Here is a 14,530-nt window from a genome sequence, read left to right on the forward strand (position 1 = left end):
CCTCCTTAACTATGTTGTAGTTCCTTTTCATGGGGTAAAACTGTATCTGGGAAAATTTCAGTTGGATATTCACCAGTAAAGCAGGCCATGCAAAGTCCACGATTTGGATCATCAAATGGCCGGGATGTAGCTTCCACAAGTCCTTCTACGGAAAGGAATGTTAAGGAATCTGCACCAATAGCATCCCGTATTTCTTCGACATTTTTACTTGAAGCGATTAGCTCTTCACTTGTAGATGTATCAATTCCATAGAAGCAAGGGTTTTTCATCGGTGGTGAAGAAATAACAACATGCACCTCTGTTGCACCTGCTTCTTTTAACATGTTGACAATACGACGGGAAGTTGTACCACGAACGATGGAATCATCCACCATTATCACTCGTTTTCCTTTTACAACTTGTACGACTGGAGAAAGCTTCATTTTCACTCCGCGCTCACGAAGCTCCTGTGTCGGTTGAATAAACGTACGGCCAGTATAGCGATTTTTAATTAACCCTAGTTCGTAAGGAATACCGCTTTCCTCTGCAAAACCGATTGCTGCTGAGATGGATGAATCAGGTACACCCGTTACGACGTCTGCTTCAATTCCAAAACATTCTTTTGCCAGTTGTTTTCCCATCCGTTTACGCGCCATATGAATATTAATTTGATCGATGTTGGAATCTGGTCGGGCAAAGTAAACATATTCCATCGCACACATCGCACGTTTTTCAGCTTCTACAAAACGATCCTCTTCAATTCCTTTATTGGTAATGATTAAAAGCTCTCCCGGCTCCACTTCACGTATGAACTCCGCTCCAATTAAATCGAAAGCACAAGTTTCTGAAGCGACCACATAAGCATCTCCTAATCTTCCAAGGGATAGAGGGCGTAATCCATTACAATCGCGGGCAACCATCATACTATCCTTCGTAATGATTAAGAAGGAAAAGGCACCCTTTAATAGTGAAAGGGCCTCTTTTACTTGCGCACGGAAACCAGGTTTTTTACTTTTCTTTATTAAATGGACAACTACTTCAGTATCAGAAGTGGAATGAAAAATGCTTCCAGATCGTTCTAAATGTTGTTTTAAATGATTGGCATTTACTAAATTTCCGTTATGAGCTATCGCTAATGTCCCTGTGGAAGAGCGGAATAATAACGGCTGAACATTTTCAATACCGCCTCCACCTGCTGTTGTATAACGAACATGACTAATGGCCGCATTTCCTTTAGCGCTTTTTAGTTTTTCTTCGTTAAATACATCGTTCACAAGCCCCTCACCTTTTACTGCTCGAAGTTGCTGACCGTCTGTAACAACGATACCTGCTCCTTCTTGACCACGATGTTGTAGGGCATGAAGACCATAATAGCTTAATTGGGCTGATTCCGGGTGTCCCCAAATACCAAATACGCCACATTCCTCATTTAAGCCTCTGATTTCACCAAGCATGGGATTGCTCCTTTCCAAGCAGAACGGAATTCCTCCACTGTACCTTCTACAAGAATACCCGTATCTCCATGAATCGTTATTTTTCCATCGTCAGTTACTATACCGATTTTCTTTGCATCAGGAATAATTGATTCAAAGGCAGCTGCCTTTTCTTCTTTTACTGTTACAACAAAGCGAGATTGGGATTCGCTAAATAAAGCAGTTATTGCAGATCCTTCTAATGTTACAAAGATACCTAGTTTGTCAGAAGCAAATGTTTTTTCCGCTAAAGCAACCGCTAAACCACCTTCTGAAACGTCATGGGCTGATTGTACAAGCCCTTCACGAATAGCCGTTAAAATGGCTTGTTGGCGATTTGCTTCCACATTTAAATCAATCTGTGGTGCTTTCCCGAAGATTTTCCCATAAACAAGCTTTTGTAATTCTGATCCGCCAAACTCTGTAGTTGTATCACCTACTACGTAAATGACATCGCCAGCTTCCTTCACTTGTTGTGTTGTAACGTGGGCTAAATCTTCTACTAAACCAACCATACCGATTGTTGGTGTTGGATAAACGGCCTCACCAGAACGTTCATTATATAAAGAAACGTTTCCGCCAATAACAGGTGAATTGAGCACTTCACATGCTGCTGCAATTCCATCAGCTGATTTTTCGATTTGCCAGAAAATCTCTGGTTTTTCTGGGTTACCGAAGTTTAAACAGTCTGTAATCGCAAGCGGTTTACCTCCTGACGCAACAATATTACGTGCTGCTTCTGCAACAGCAATTTTTCCGCCTGTTTCTGGATCTAAATAAATGTAGCGAGAATTACAGTCAGTCGTCATCGCAAGACCTTTATTTGTACCACGTACTCGTAATACTGCTGCATCTGAACCAGGTGCTACGACAGTGTTTGTACGGACTTGATAATCGTATTGATCGTAAACCCACTCTTTCGAAGCAATGGTTGGTGCTTTTAGTAACGATTTTAATGTTTCTTTGAAGTCTGCCACTTCTGGTTCACGATTTTCAATTGCTTGGAATTCAGCGAAGTAAGCTGGTTCCTTTGATGGTTTATGATAAACCGGCGCATCTTCTGCTAATGCATCAGCGGGTACTTCTGCAACGACTTCCCCTTTATGAAGTAGGCGTAGCATTTTATCGTCTGTAACACGACCGATGGCAACAGCATCTAAACCATATTTATCGAAGATTGCTTTAATTTCATCTTCTCGTCCCTTTTTCACGACAATTAACATACGTTCTTGGGATTCTGATAACATCATTTCATAAGCGGTCATCCCAGTTTCGCGTTGAGGAACTAAATCTAAGTTCATTTCAACACCTGAGCCCGCCTTTGAAGCCATTTCTGCTGAGGATGAAGTTAGACCAGCTGCTCCCATATCTTGAATTCCGACTAGAGCATCGGACTTAACAACTTCTAAGCACGCTTCAAGAAGAAGTTTTTCCATGAATGGATCCCCTACTTGAACTGCAGGGCGTTTTTCTTCAGAAGCTTCTGACAGTTCTTCGGAAGCGAATGTTGCACCGTGAATTCCGTCTCGACCTGTTTTTGCCCCTACATACATCACGGTATTTCCTACTCCAGCAGCAATACCTCGTTGAATATCTTTATGGTCAATTAAACCGACACACATGGCATTGACTAATGGGTTCCCTTCATAGCAAGGATCAAATTGAATTTCTCCCCCTACTGTCGGAATACCGATACAGTTACCGTACCCAGCTATTCCTGCAACGACTTCTTCAAATAAATATTTACCGCGCTCTGATTGTAATTCACCAAAGCGTAATGAATTCAGCATCGCAATTGGACGGGCACCCATGGAGAATACGTCACGGATAATCCCCCCTACACCAGTAGCTGCTCCTTGGTATGGCTCAATAGCAGAAGGGTGGTTGTGGGATTCCATTTTGAAAACGACTGCTTGTTCATCGCCAATGTCAACAATCCCTGCCCCTTCACCAGGTCCTTGTAATACTTGAGGACCCTTTGTCGGGAACTTACGTAACACTGGTTTTGAGTTTTTATACGAACAGTGTTCAGACCACATAACTGAAAATAATCCTGTTTCAGTCCAGTTTGGAAGGCGACCTAGAATGTCACATACCATGTCATATTCTTCATCTGACATACCCATTCCGGCATATAGCTTTTGCTCTTTAATTTGCTCTTGATTAGGTTCGAAACTAGCTGACATGTGATTCCCTCCACTGTTTGACAATAGATTTAAATAGTTTTAGACCGTCGTTACTGCCAAGTAATGCATCGACCGCACGTTCTGGGTGAGGCATCATACCAAGTACGTTACCGCGCTCATTCACAATTCCTGCAATATCTTCCATACTTCCGTTTGGATTGTCCCCCGCATAAGTAAAGACGATTTGATTATTTGCCTTTAATTGGGCTAATGTTTCTTCGTCACAGAAATAGTTACCTTCTCCATGAGCTATCGGAATATGAATAACTTCTCCCGCTTCATATTGACTCGTAAATAATGTATTGTTGTTTTCTACTTTTAATTGAATTGTTCGGCACATAAATTTTAAGTTTTTATTTCGAAGTAAAGCACCTGGAAGTAAACCGGCTTCCGTTAAAATTTGAAATCCATTACATACACCTAAAACTGGCTTTCCTGCTTCTGCGAACTTTTTTACTTCTGCCATTACGTTCGATTGGTTCGCCATTGCGCCACAACGTAAATAATCCCCGTAGGAGAAACCACCCGGAACTAAAATGCCATCAAATTCGCTTAAATCTGTAGCATCATGCCAAACGTATTCCACTTCTTCACCAAGCTCATCCTTAATAGCATGGTACATATCGATGTCACAGTTCGACCCAGGAAAAACGAGTACTGCGAATTTCATGATTAGTTAGCCTCCTCGACTTCATAGCGGTAATCTTCAATCACTGTGTTTGCAAGTAACTTTTCACACATTTCTTTGACAAGTACATCAAGTTCACGATCTGTATCATCAATTACAACTTCTAAGTATTTGCCAATACGAACGTCTTGCACTTCGTTATATCCCATTTTCGCTAATGAACCTTGGACTGCTGAACCTTGTGGATCTAGTACACTTTCGCGTAATGTAATGTAAATTTTAACTTTCTTCATTTCTATTTGCCTCCAAGTCTCGAAAGAATGATTTCATATACTTCTATTAAACTACCTAAGTCACGACGGAATACGTCTTTATCTAGCTTTTGTTTTGTTTCTGCATCCCATAACCGGCAAGTGTCTGGTGAAATTTCATCTGCCAATAAAACATTGCCTTCTTTATCACGGCCAAATTCAAGCTTAAAGTCTACTAAAATAACACCGACATCTTCAAAGATTGGTTGAAGAATACCATTAACCTTCAAACCTAGTTCGTATAAAGTTTCTACTTCCTCTTTCGTAGCAATCCCTAAAATATCAATATGGTCGTTATTGATAATCGGATCACCAAGGGCATCGTCTTTATAGTAAAATTCGACGATTGTCCGTTTTAAAGGAGTCCCTTCTTCAACACCAAGTCTTTTCGCTAAACTACCAGCAGCAATATTACGAACGACTACTTCGATTGGAATAATCTCCACTTTTCGTACTAATTGTTCATTGTCTGAAATACGTTCGATAAAGTGAGAGTCAATTCCGTATTCTTTTAATCTTTCGAAAATTAATGTGGTAATACGGTTATTTAGAATCCCTTTCCCATCTATCTCTGCTTTTTTTTCACCGTTAAATGCAGTAGCACTGTTTTTATATTCAACGAACAAAATGTCTTCTTGTTCAGTTTGATATAAACGTTTTGCCTTTCCTTCATACAAAAGCTGACCTTTATTCATGACCCGTGCCTCCAATTATTTTGACATTTCCCTCTCATCAAACAAAGCGAGAGAGGGAATGTCATTTGATTCAATTTCTCAAGTAGAAAAATAAATTAATTTAATCCAAGACGTTCAAAAATCATATCAACATTTTTAATGTGGTAGTTATAGTCGAAGCAATCATCAATTTCTTCTTTTGTTAAAAGTGAAGAAATTTTCTCGTTTGCTTCTACTAACGGACGGAACTGAATTTGTTCGTCCCAAGCACGAGCAGTTAATGGTTGTACTGTGTCATATGCTTCTTCACGTACTAACCCTTTATCGATTAAAGCAAGTAAAATACGTTGTGAGTAAATTAAACCGAAGGTGCGGTCCATATTACGTTTCATATTTTCAGGGAATACCGTTAAGTTTTTCACGATATTTCCGAAACGGTTTAACATGTAGTTTAAACCGATTGTCGCATCTGGTAGGATGACGCGTTCTGCAGATGAATGGGAAATATCACGTTCATGCCATAAAGAAACATTTTCATAGGCAGTTAACATATATCCACGGATTAAACGAGCGATCCCTGTCATATTTTCAGAACCGATTGGGTTACGTTTATGTGGCATTGCTGATGAACCTTTTTGCCCTTTTGCAAAAGCTTCTTCCACTTCACGCGTTTCTGATTTTTGCAGACCACGGATTTCCGTAGCAAATTTCTCGATAGAAGTAGCAATTAAAGCTAACGTTGAGAAATATTGTGCATGGCGGTCACGTTGTAACGTTTGAGTTGAAATTGGTGCAGCAGCTAGACCTAATTTTTCACAAACATATTGTTCAACAAATGGATCGATGTTTGCATACGTTCCAACAGCACCTGAAATTTTACCTGTTTCAATAACTTTAGCAGCTGCATCAAAACGTTCTAAGTTACGGTTCATTTCTTCACGCCATAAAGCTAGTTTCAATCCAAATGTAGTTGGTTCTGCATGAACACCGTGGGTACGCCCCATCATAACTGTATATTTATGTTCTTTTGCTTTTTCAGTCAAAATATCAATGAAGTTGATGATATCTTTACGTAAAATTGTGTTCGCTTGTTTAATTAAATAAGAAAGTGCTGTATCTACTACGTCTGTTGATGTTAAACCATAGTGAACCCATTTCCGTTCTTCACCTAACGTTTCAGAAACGGCACGCGTAAAGGCTACTACATCATGACGTGTTTCTTGTTCAATTTCGTAAATACGGTTAATGTCAAAGGAAGCATTTTGGCGAAGTAATGCTACATCTTCCTTTGGAATTTCACCAAGTTCAGCCCAAGCTTCACAAGCTAAAATTTCAACTTCTAACCAAGCTTTGAATTTATTTTCTTCTGTCCAAATTGCGCCCATTTCGGGACGAGTATAACGTTCGATCATTGTTTCTTCTCCTTTTATTCCGACCAAATGGCAGAATTCTCGATTTGATGAAGTGTTTCGTCAATACTATTGGTCATTATTGTCACATGTCCCATTTTACGATTCACTTTAGCTTCAGTTTTCCCATAAAGATGGATTGACCAATCAGGATGTTTTGAAATGGAATTACTTAAAGGCACAACATGTTGACCTAATACATTCACCATAATTGCAGGGGACAAAAGTTCTGGTTTACGAAGTGGCCATCCGCAAACGGCACGAATATGTTGTCCAAATTGAGAAATGTTACAAGCTTCAATAGAATAGTGGCCTGAATTATGTGGTCTAGGTGCTAATTCATTAATAACAACGTCACCATTTTCTAAGACGAACATTTCAACGGCTAATGTTCCAACAAGCTGTAAATGATCTGCAATTTTCTTCGCTGCTTCTATGGCTTTGTCAGATGTTTCATTAGAAATCCGTGCAGGTACAATCGTTTCATGTAAAATGTGATGCACGTGAATGTTTTCTCCTACAGGAAGGCAATAGTTCTCCCCGTAACCGTTACGTTGGACAATGACAGATACCTCTTTTTCAAAAGGGACAAAGCTTTCCGCTACGCACGGGGAATGCTCAAATAACTTTTCAGCTAATGGTAAGTCCGCTTTTGAATTTAATTGTTGTTGACCTTTACCATCATATCCACCACGTGCCGTTTTCACAATACATGGGTAGCCAATTTTGTCGATTTGCTGTAATAACTCTTCATACTCATTTGCTACAATATATGGAGCTACTGGACAACCCGCTTCTACAATCGCCTTTTTCTCTGTAATGCGATTTTGCGTAATGCGGACTAATTCAGCTCCTTGAGGTACATAAGCGATTTCTGTTAATCTCTTTAAACCTTCATAGTCTATATTTTCAAATTCATAAGTAATGACATCGCTGACTTCAGCTAATTCTTCTAACGCCGCTTCGTCATCATAGGGTGCTACAATTCGTACATCGGCAATTTGACCACAAGGAGAATCAAACGATGGTTCCAGTACAGCAATTTTATAGCCAGCTTCTTTTGCCGAAAGTGCCATCATTCGACCTAATTGACCGCCACCAATAATTCCAATCGTTTGACCGGGGTAAATAATTTTTGTCATATTAGATCACCTGTACTTTCCAATACCTGCTGTTTAATGGATTCTCTACGTTCCTCCAGCTTATTGGCTAATTCACAATCGGTAATCGATAAAATTTGAGCGGCCAGTAAACCTGCGTTTGTAGCTCCCGCTTTCCCAATTGCTACCGTTGCCACGGGAACTCCACCAGGCATTTGTACAATCGATAGTAATGAATCCAATCCATTTAATGCTCTTGACTGAACTGGTACACCGATGACAGGTAATGTTGTTTTAGCTGCAACCATTCCTGGTAAGTGTGCTGCACCACCTGCTCCTGCAATAATGACTTGAATACCTCTTGCTCGAGCTTTCTCCGCATATTCAAACATAAGGTCTGGCGTACGATGTGCCGAAACTACTTGTTTTTCGTATGGCACTTGTAATTCATCAAGAATTTCACATGCATGTTTCATCGTTTCCCAGTCACTGGAACTTCCCATAATGACACCGATTTTTGGATTCATCTATTTCTCTCCTTCAATCTTTCGCTTTATGTAACTTCAAATATGATACTTATATTCTTTCAATCTTTTTTTATAAAACGATAAAAAAGTCCTCAAATAATCCACTTTCTCTCTAATGCAAAGAAAGCAGAATACTTGAGGACATCAATTTGAAAGAAAATGTAGCGAGCATGATCTGTACCCACACCTTTCTAAATGCCAAAAGTTTGCTTTCCCGCATAGTCCGACATTTACGGTGCCGGGTAGAGACACTAGAGCCATATTCTCTAGCATATATGTGGGAGGTCTTATTTAATAATCCATTTCACTTTGGTGTAAAATACCAAAGGTTAAACAACTCACATTTGTAAGGTAAGATGTTTATTTCCTAACCCCATTTTAACAAGGTATAAACAGAAAATCAACGAAAAAATGCGAACGATAAATTTTCATAAAACAATAATGTTCGTGTTTTGGTCGAATTATTTTTCAATCACTCATTAAAATTCCTTTAAATTTAATTTTTTGCCGCAAATACGTAGGTTCCCCATCGACTATATGAAAAACCGGTTCTTCCTTACGCCCCATTGGCATGTAACCTTCTTTCTTCATTCGTTCAAGACATTGTTCAATCGTTTCATTTTCATTTACTTCAAACCATATTTGTTTTTTACTCATACATATTTCCTTTCGACAACTCATTGTATTTATTTTATCAAACATTCCATTATTTAAAGGATAATCGAATAAGGTACGCAAATTTAATTATAATTTACCCATAATTGTTAGATTCTCAAAAAATTTAAAAATCAAAAGGTTTTCTCATTAATTTCTAATCAAAGTTCTGTATTATCAATACTAAAGATGCGAAAAAAGTGAGTTGATTAGATGCAACATAAAATTTTAATCATTGAAGATGAAGAAAACATTGCGCGCGTCCTTCAACTGGAAATGGAATTTGAAGGTTATGAAACGGACGTCGCCCATACTGGTACATCTGGTCTTATTAAATATCGGGAAGGGAAGTTTGATTTAATATTATTAGATTTAATGTTACCAGAGATGCATGGCTTAGATGTGTTAAAAAGAATTCGCGCGACAGAACAAACAACTCCTGTCATTTTATTAACTGCTAAAAGCGAAGTGGAAGATAAAGTGAAAGGTTTAGATTTGGGGGCAAATGACTATGTAACAAAACCTTTTGAAATCGATGAATTGTTAGCTCGTATTCGGAATACGATACGTTTTTCCAAACAAAGGGAGAAAATCGCCGAGCAGAAAGATGAACACCTTTTAAGCTATGGCCACTTGTCCATCCATGAGCATACTCGGGAAGTGGTTTATTTTGAAAAAACGATTGATTTAACTCCTCGAGAATATGACTTATTGTTATTTTTACTGAAACATCCAAAACAAGTTTTAACTAGGGAGCAAATATTAGAGGCCGTATGGGGATTTGATTATTTTGGAGATACAAATGTGGTAGATGTTTATATTCGATATATACGTCAAAAATTAAATTCCTCTAATTCAACCCCAATTATCCAAACGGTACGTGGTGTAGGGTACGTTTTAAAGGAGTCCCCTCATGAAACTTAGGACAAAAATTCATCTATATACAACTTTGCTCATGTTAGTTTTATTAGTCATCATGAATAGTGGTGTTTATTTACTTTATGAGCAATTAGCGATTAATACTGAATATAAACAACTGAAATCCGATAGTGAGGAGTTCCTGACAGCCTTTAATAATTTATCTGATGTGACAGACCCGAGTATTGTATTACGTGCTTATATGCCAACAAATGGGGCAATCCGCGTGTTGAATGAATCGGGGAATGAAATTTTTTCAGTTGAAGCTCTTTCCTTTGAAGCCATTCAATTAGAAGTAGGCAAAAACGAAGAATATGCGATGAACGAAGTAGATGGCCTACCAATTATTATGATAGAGACACCAGCTATTTGGAAAGATAGTAATATCGTAACGATTCAGCTCATTCAACGATTAGATGATGTCGCCAAAAACTTAGATCTTTTAAAGCTTATTTTAATAGCTGTTACTGCTTTAGTTACTATCCCCCTTCTATTATCCAATATGGGGCTTAGTCGAATAATTTTAAAACCTTTAGAACGTTTAAGTGAAGCAATGAAGAAAAACGCTACTTCAGGAACTTATGAAAAAATCGATGAGGCAGATGTCGGGAAAGATGAACTCGCAGAAATCGGCCGAACGTTTAATGGCATGATGGAGGCACTTGAAACAAACTATCGGAAGCAAGAACAATTCGTATCGAACGCTTCCCATGAACTTAAAACTCCCCTCACTGTCATTGAAAGTTATGCAAAACTTTTACTGCGACGTGGATTTACGAACGAAAAGGTTGCGACAGAGGCATTGGAAGCTATCGTTAACGAATCATCACGCATGAATGAATTGATTGTACAAATGCTTGAGCTAGCAAAAAATAAAGAACGTACTTCCTTATCAATTCATAAAGTAAATCTTGCACAACTACTAGACGATACTTTATCACAAATGCAACAGGCCTATAATCGATCTTTTGAATTAAAGGGAGAAACCCAGCTTTATACTTATACTGACGAACAGAAACTAAAGCAACTTTTATTTATTTTGCTAGATAATGCAAGAAAGTATAGCGATGATAAAATCATCGTAACTGCGACAAAACTTGGGGAATCTATTTCCATTACGATTCAAGATTTTGGGGAAGGTATTCCAAAAGATCAAATTTCCCATCTATTTGATCGATTTTATCGCGTAAATAAGGATCGAAATCGTAAAACAGGAGGTACGGGTCTCGGTTTAGCTATTGCAAAAGAGTTAGCTGAGCGTTTAAAGATTAAAATAAACGTCGCTAGCGAAATAGGAGTAGGTTCCTCCTTTACATTACTTGTCCCCATACAAAAGGATTTAAGCGAGGAGGATAACCAATGACAAATTACACAAAATGGATGATTTCTTTAGTTGTATTAATGTTAGCCGTTACTATATTTGTCATATGGGTTATTCAAGACCGTTTTTTTGATTCCGATGAACTAACTGTCGATGAAGCTACTAAAAAGATTGAAACATTATACGGTGGAACAGTAGAGTCTTTTGAAGAAAATGAAGATATTTTTTACATGTCCTTTGAAAAAAACAATGAAACTTATCATTTACAAGTTGATGCTGAAACTGGAAATGTTTTAAGTTTGAATAAAGCCTTTGTTAATACAGAGCCTAATACAAACAAGATGATTAAAACGGAACAAGAAATACGTAAACTTTTAAGTTCTCAAACTATAGGAGCGATTCAATCGATTACTTTCCAAAATGACGGAGACAACCCGCAATATGTTGTTGAAATTACTGAACACGAACGATTAAAAACCTTAATTGTGAGCGGTATAACCGGAGAGATTATTTCGGAAAATGTAAAAGATCAAAAGGCCCATTCCGATACATCAATCGTCATTACGAGTGAAGATGCAAAACAAATTGCCCTTTCCCAATTAGACGGAACGGTAGAATATATTGTCTATGAAGAATCAAGTGACGGGGGCTATTATTTAGTAGAGATTGACGGTGATAATGCAGAAAAAACATTTCAAATACACGCTATCTCAGGCAAAATACTTTCCGTATCCCAACATGACGACGATTTAAATGATGATTTAGAGGACGACTCAGCAGATGAAAGTGACAATGAAGAAGATTAGAATTGGTTCATTGCTTTCTAATCAAATTCTAATCTTCCTCTCCCTTTCTTATCATTTTTCTCCAGTAATATAAAGGTATCAAAATCAGTGAGGAGAGATACAACATGAAAAAAGTGATTTTAGTACCTGTATTACTAGGAGCAATGGGAATTGGTGGGGTTATTGCTGTAACGGGAGGAAACATTACCGGTTCTGCTAACTCTGAAAAATTAACAACGAGTGAGATTGAGAAAAAAGCTTTAGCCGAAGTAAAAGGAACAGTTAGTGATATCGAGTTAGAAACAGGTGTGACAAAAAGCTATTACGAAGTTGAAGTAATTACAGACGATGCAGAGTACGATTTAAAGCTTGATGCATTTTCCGGAGAATTATTAAAGAAAACAAAAGAGAGACTTGATGATGACGATTCCATTGAAAACAGTCAATCAAACACATCTACGAAATCAAATGTAAATTCATCCGCAGCATCAGCAAAACAAAATAACGATGTTTATGATGATGACCGCTACGATGATGATGATGACGACGATTTAGATGATCGTTACGATGACGATGATGACGACGATCGTTATGATGATTAAGCATATAAAGAAAAAGGAAGTAAAAACATTTCTGTTTTTACTTCCTTTTTTAATTAGAGATATAATCTCGTTCAGATTCGTTTATTTTAATCGAATCTTGATCAACTAGCTTAATAGAGGCTTCATCCATCAACTGTTTAATTACAAATAAAATGTCCTGCTGTACTTCGTATCTTTCATGTATGTCATTAGTAGGAATATAATAACTGACTAACATTCGATAATAATCTGCATGAAACTCATCAATATAAACAAGGATTAAATCATCCTTTGATGTTTGCGGATGTAAAATAATTTGCTTATTCACCTCATTACAAATATTTCGAATTTCCTCTTCTGTATGTTTGGTCGATATATAATAATAGGTTTGAATTTTCCGTTTTTCACGCTTCGTTAAATTATAGATCGGTTTATTCATTAAATACGCATTTGGAACGTACACAATTCCCTTATCTGCTGTTGCAATTAATGTTGAACGCAAGTTGATATCTTGAATAACACCTTCAATTTTACTGTCTTCTGTTGAAATATAATCTCCTACTTGGAAAGGCTTATCTAACGTCATCGATAATCCTCCAAATATATGGGAGGACGTATCTCGTACACCAAATGCTAACGCAACACTGGTAAGCCCAATCCCTGTTAAAAATCCATTTAAATTAAAATTCCATAATGAAGCAATTAGTACGATCGCTATAATGGCTATAAAAGCATTTATTATACGTAATGTAAAAGGTGTTAATTTTGTTGATTTACTTACATCTAAATGAAAGGACTCAGGATGATTCGCATAAAACGCTAAAACATCATAAACTCCTTTAAAGAAATAAAATACCATTAAGGAATACAACAAGTTGAGCATCGATTGATTGGAAAATAGAGAACTTTCCATGATGAAGGACAATGAAAAAAAGACGATCAGTGTAAAAATTGCATGACGAATCTCTCTACTAAAATGTTCGATAATTCTAGCAGTCATTAATTTCGACTTTTTCTCAAAAAATCGAACAATTTTTTGAATCATATATTTTAATAAATAATGTTGTAGTAACCATCCAATTACTATTAAAGCTAAAGCACTTACTATGTCTGTTAACTTTGGATCAATCATATTCGTATATACCCAACGAATCGAATCAATCATATTCTTTTACCCCTATCTTAAAAATTATCTATTCCCTTCAATAAGAATATGAAATTTCTTTTTTAAAACTTTTATAATCATATCAAATCCAACGAATGTGTACAATTTTGCGCTATATGTAAGGTTACTAGTAAAAGCCCTCAGCTTTTTTGATATAAAAAAAGACCACTGACTTTCAGTGGTCTTTGTTGCCTAGCGACGTCCTACTCTCACAGGGGCAGCCCTTAACTACCATCGACGCTTTCTCGAAGCGCGATGACACGTCGGAAAACTGCGTCATCTGCGTCAGTCCGATGCTCATGTACGGAGTACACTGCGCTTCGGGCCTCCTTGATTCCTTGTTTTCCTCGGTCCTCCCACTTCTCGAGGTTTTCCTTCTGTATTTTTGATTATTCTTAAACGCGCCGATTAAAGCCTTCGGCTTTTGTACGTTGGGGGCTTTTTTGGTATAAAAAAGACCACTGAAATTTCAGCGGCCTCTGATTGCCTAGCACGTCCTACTCTCACAGGGACAACCCTCAACTACCATCGACGCTTTCTCGAAGCGCGATAACTCGTCGGAAAACTGCGTCATCTGCGTCGGTCCGATGCTCATGTACGAAGTACACTGCGCTTCGGGCCTCCTTGATTCCTTGTTTTCCTCGGTCCTCCCGCTTTCTAAACGCGCCGATCTAGCCTTCGGCTTTTGTACGTTGGGGGCTTTTTAGGTATAAAAAAAGACCACTGAATATCAGTGGTCTCTGTTGCCTAGCGACGTCCTACTCTCACAGGGGGAAGCCCCCAACTACCATCGGCGCTAAAGAGCTTAACTTCCGTGTTC

Annotated in this window: 14 protein-coding genes, 1 rRNA gene and 1 riboswitch; of the genes, 4 read left to right on the forward strand and 11 right to left on the reverse strand. The window is 38.0% G+C overall.

What is annotated here, in order from left to right:
- Positions 1-5: 5 nt before the first annotated feature.
- The 9 genes from purF to H9636_RS13330 form a co-directional block, all read right to left on the reverse strand.
- Positions 6-1,433: an amidophosphoribosyltransferase gene (gene purF, locus H9636_RS13290; RefSeq protein ID WP_191708062.1), complete on the reverse strand. Its 1,428-nt coding sequence runs from the start codon at positions 1,431-1,433 to the stop codon at positions 6-8.
- Entirely contained in the window at positions 1,409-3,637 is a 2,229-nt protein-coding gene (purL, locus tag H9636_RS13295; RefSeq protein WP_191708063.1) for a phosphoribosylformylglycinamidine synthase subunit PurL, read from the reverse strand. The genes purF and purL overlap by 25 nt, the downstream gene beginning before the upstream one ends.
- Positions 3,627-4,307: a phosphoribosylformylglycinamidine synthase subunit PurQ gene (purQ, locus tag H9636_RS13300; RefSeq protein WP_191708064.1), complete on the reverse strand. Its 681-nt coding sequence runs from the start codon at positions 4,305-4,307 to the stop codon at positions 3,627-3,629. Before purQ ends, purL begins: the two co-directional genes overlap by 11 nt.
- A 2-nt stretch (positions 4,308-4,309) precedes the next feature.
- Positions 4,310-4,558 (reverse strand): phosphoribosylformylglycinamidine synthase subunit PurS, encoded by a 249-nt coding sequence (gene purS, locus H9636_RS13305; protein WP_191708065.1) that lies wholly within the window; start codon positions 4,556-4,558, stop codon positions 4,310-4,312.
- A 2-nt stretch (positions 4,559-4,560) separates the two neighbouring features.
- Positions 4,561-5,271 (reverse strand): phosphoribosylaminoimidazolesuccinocarboxamide synthase, encoded by a 711-nt coding sequence (gene purC, locus H9636_RS13310; RefSeq protein WP_191708066.1) that lies wholly within the window; start codon positions 5,269-5,271, stop codon positions 4,561-4,563.
- Positions 5,272-5,366: 95 nt separating this feature from the next.
- Entirely contained in the window at positions 5,367-6,662 is a 1,296-nt protein-coding gene (gene purB, locus H9636_RS13315; protein WP_122972571.1) for an adenylosuccinate lyase, read from the reverse strand.
- A gap of 14 nt (positions 6,663-6,676) precedes the next feature.
- Positions 6,677-7,801, reverse strand: a complete 1,125-nt coding sequence (purK, locus tag H9636_RS13320) for a 5-(carboxyamino)imidazole ribonucleotide synthase (RefSeq protein WP_191708067.1) — start codon at positions 7,799-7,801, stop codon at positions 6,677-6,679.
- On the reverse strand, positions 7,798-8,286 hold the full coding sequence (purE, locus tag H9636_RS13325) for a 5-(carboxyamino)imidazole ribonucleotide mutase (protein ID WP_191708068.1): 489 nt from the start codon (positions 8,284-8,286) through the stop codon (positions 7,798-7,800). Before purE ends, purK begins: the two co-directional genes overlap by 4 nt.
- Before the next feature lie 199 nt (positions 8,287-8,485).
- A riboswitch (purine riboswitch) is annotated at positions 8,486-8,585 on the reverse strand.
- A gap of 169 nt (positions 8,586-8,754) precedes the next feature.
- Positions 8,755-8,943 (reverse strand): NETI motif-containing protein, encoded by a 189-nt coding sequence (locus H9636_RS13330; RefSeq protein WP_191708069.1) that lies wholly within the window; start codon positions 8,941-8,943, stop codon positions 8,755-8,757.
- A gap of 210 nt (positions 8,944-9,153) precedes the next feature.
- On the opposite strand from H9636_RS13330, the gene H9636_RS13335 reads away from it, so the two are divergent.
- The 4 genes from H9636_RS13335 (at position 9,154) to H9636_RS13350 (ending at position 12,566) form a co-directional block, all read left to right on the forward strand.
- Positions 9,154-9,864, forward strand: a complete 711-nt coding sequence (locus H9636_RS13335) for a response regulator transcription factor (RefSeq protein WP_191708070.1) — start codon at positions 9,154-9,156, stop codon at positions 9,862-9,864.
- Positions 9,854-11,221, forward strand: a complete 1,368-nt coding sequence (locus H9636_RS13340; RefSeq protein WP_191708071.1) for a sensor histidine kinase — start codon at positions 9,854-9,856, stop codon at positions 11,219-11,221. Before H9636_RS13335 ends, H9636_RS13340 begins: the two co-directional genes overlap by 11 nt.
- On the forward strand, positions 11,218-11,985 hold the full coding sequence (locus H9636_RS13345) for a PepSY domain-containing protein (protein WP_191708072.1): 768 nt from the start codon (positions 11,218-11,220) through the stop codon (positions 11,983-11,985). The genes H9636_RS13340 and H9636_RS13345 overlap by 4 nt, the downstream gene beginning before the upstream one ends.
- Before the next feature lie 104 nt (positions 11,986-12,089).
- On the forward strand, positions 12,090-12,566 hold the full coding sequence (locus tag H9636_RS13350) for a PepSY domain-containing protein (protein ID WP_225230222.1): 477 nt from the start codon (positions 12,090-12,092) through the stop codon (positions 12,564-12,566).
- 49 nt (positions 12,567-12,615) lie between these two features.
- Here the strand turns inward: H9636_RS13350 and H9636_RS13355 are convergent, their stop codons facing one another.
- Both H9636_RS13355 and rrf read right to left on the reverse strand, forming a co-directional pair.
- The gene (locus tag H9636_RS13355) at positions 12,616-13,710 is read right to left on the reverse strand and encodes a mechanosensitive ion channel family protein (protein WP_225230223.1); all 1,095 of its coding nucleotides are present in this window, start codon (positions 13,708-13,710) and stop codon (positions 12,616-12,618) included.
- Positions 13,711-14,455: 745 nt separating this feature from the next.
- A 5S ribosomal RNA gene (gene rrf, locus H9636_RS19530) occupies positions 14,456-14,530 on the reverse strand; the annotation flags it as partial.

This window comes from Ureibacillus galli, from assembly GCF_014836845.1.
Taxonomy (GTDB): Bacteria; Bacillota; Bacilli; order Bacillales_A; family Planococcaceae; genus Ureibacillus; species Ureibacillus galli.

What these genes read in the sequence shown, in the direction of transcription:
- purQ (WP_191708064.1), bottom strand. Translation starts at nt 4,307, where the DNA reads ATGAAATTCGCAGTACTCGTTTTTCCTGGGTCGAACTGTGACATCGAT.
- H9636_RS13355 (WP_225230223.1), bottom strand. Translation starts at nt 13,710, where the DNA reads ATGATTGATTCGATTCGTTGGGTATATACGAATATGATTGATCCAAAG.
- purE (WP_191708068.1), bottom strand. Translation starts at nt 8,286, where the DNA reads ATGAATCCAAAAATCGGTGTCATTATGGGAAGTTCCAGTGACTGGGAA.
- purL (WP_191708063.1), bottom strand. Translation starts at nt 3,637, where the DNA reads ATGTCAGCTAGTTTCGAACCTAATCAAGAGCAAATTAAAGAGCAAAAG.
- purS (WP_191708065.1), bottom strand. Translation starts at nt 4,558, where the DNA reads ATGAAGAAAGTTAAAATTTACATTACATTACGCGAAAGTGTACTAGAT.
- H9636_RS13350 (WP_225230222.1), top strand. Translation starts at nt 12,090, where the DNA reads ATGAAAAAAGTGATTTTAGTACCTGTATTACTAGGAGCAATGGGAATT.
- purC (WP_191708066.1), bottom strand. Translation starts at nt 5,271, where the DNA reads ATGAATAAAGGTCAGCTTTTGTATGAAGGAAAGGCAAAACGTTTATAT.
- H9636_RS13340 (WP_191708071.1), top strand. Translation starts at nt 9,854, where the DNA reads ATGAAACTTAGGACAAAAATTCATCTATATACAACTTTGCTCATGTTA.
- H9636_RS13330 (WP_191708069.1), bottom strand. Translation starts at nt 8,943, where the DNA reads ATGAGTAAAAAACAAATATGGTTTGAAGTAAATGAAAATGAAACGATT.
- purK (WP_191708067.1), bottom strand. Translation starts at nt 7,801, where the DNA reads ATGACAAAAATTATTTACCCCGGTCAAACGATTGGAATTATTGGTGGC.
- H9636_RS13345 (WP_191708072.1), top strand. Translation starts at nt 11,218, where the DNA reads ATGACAAATTACACAAAATGGATGATTTCTTTAGTTGTATTAATGTTA.
- H9636_RS13335 (WP_191708070.1), top strand. Translation starts at nt 9,154, where the DNA reads ATGCAACATAAAATTTTAATCATTGAAGATGAAGAAAACATTGCGCGC.
- purB (WP_122972571.1), bottom strand. Translation starts at nt 6,662, where the DNA reads ATGATCGAACGTTATACTCGTCCCGAAATGGGCGCAATTTGGACAGAA.
- purF (WP_191708062.1), bottom strand. Translation starts at nt 1,433, where the DNA reads ATGCTTGGTGAAATCAGAGGCTTAAATGAGGAATGTGGCGTATTTGGT.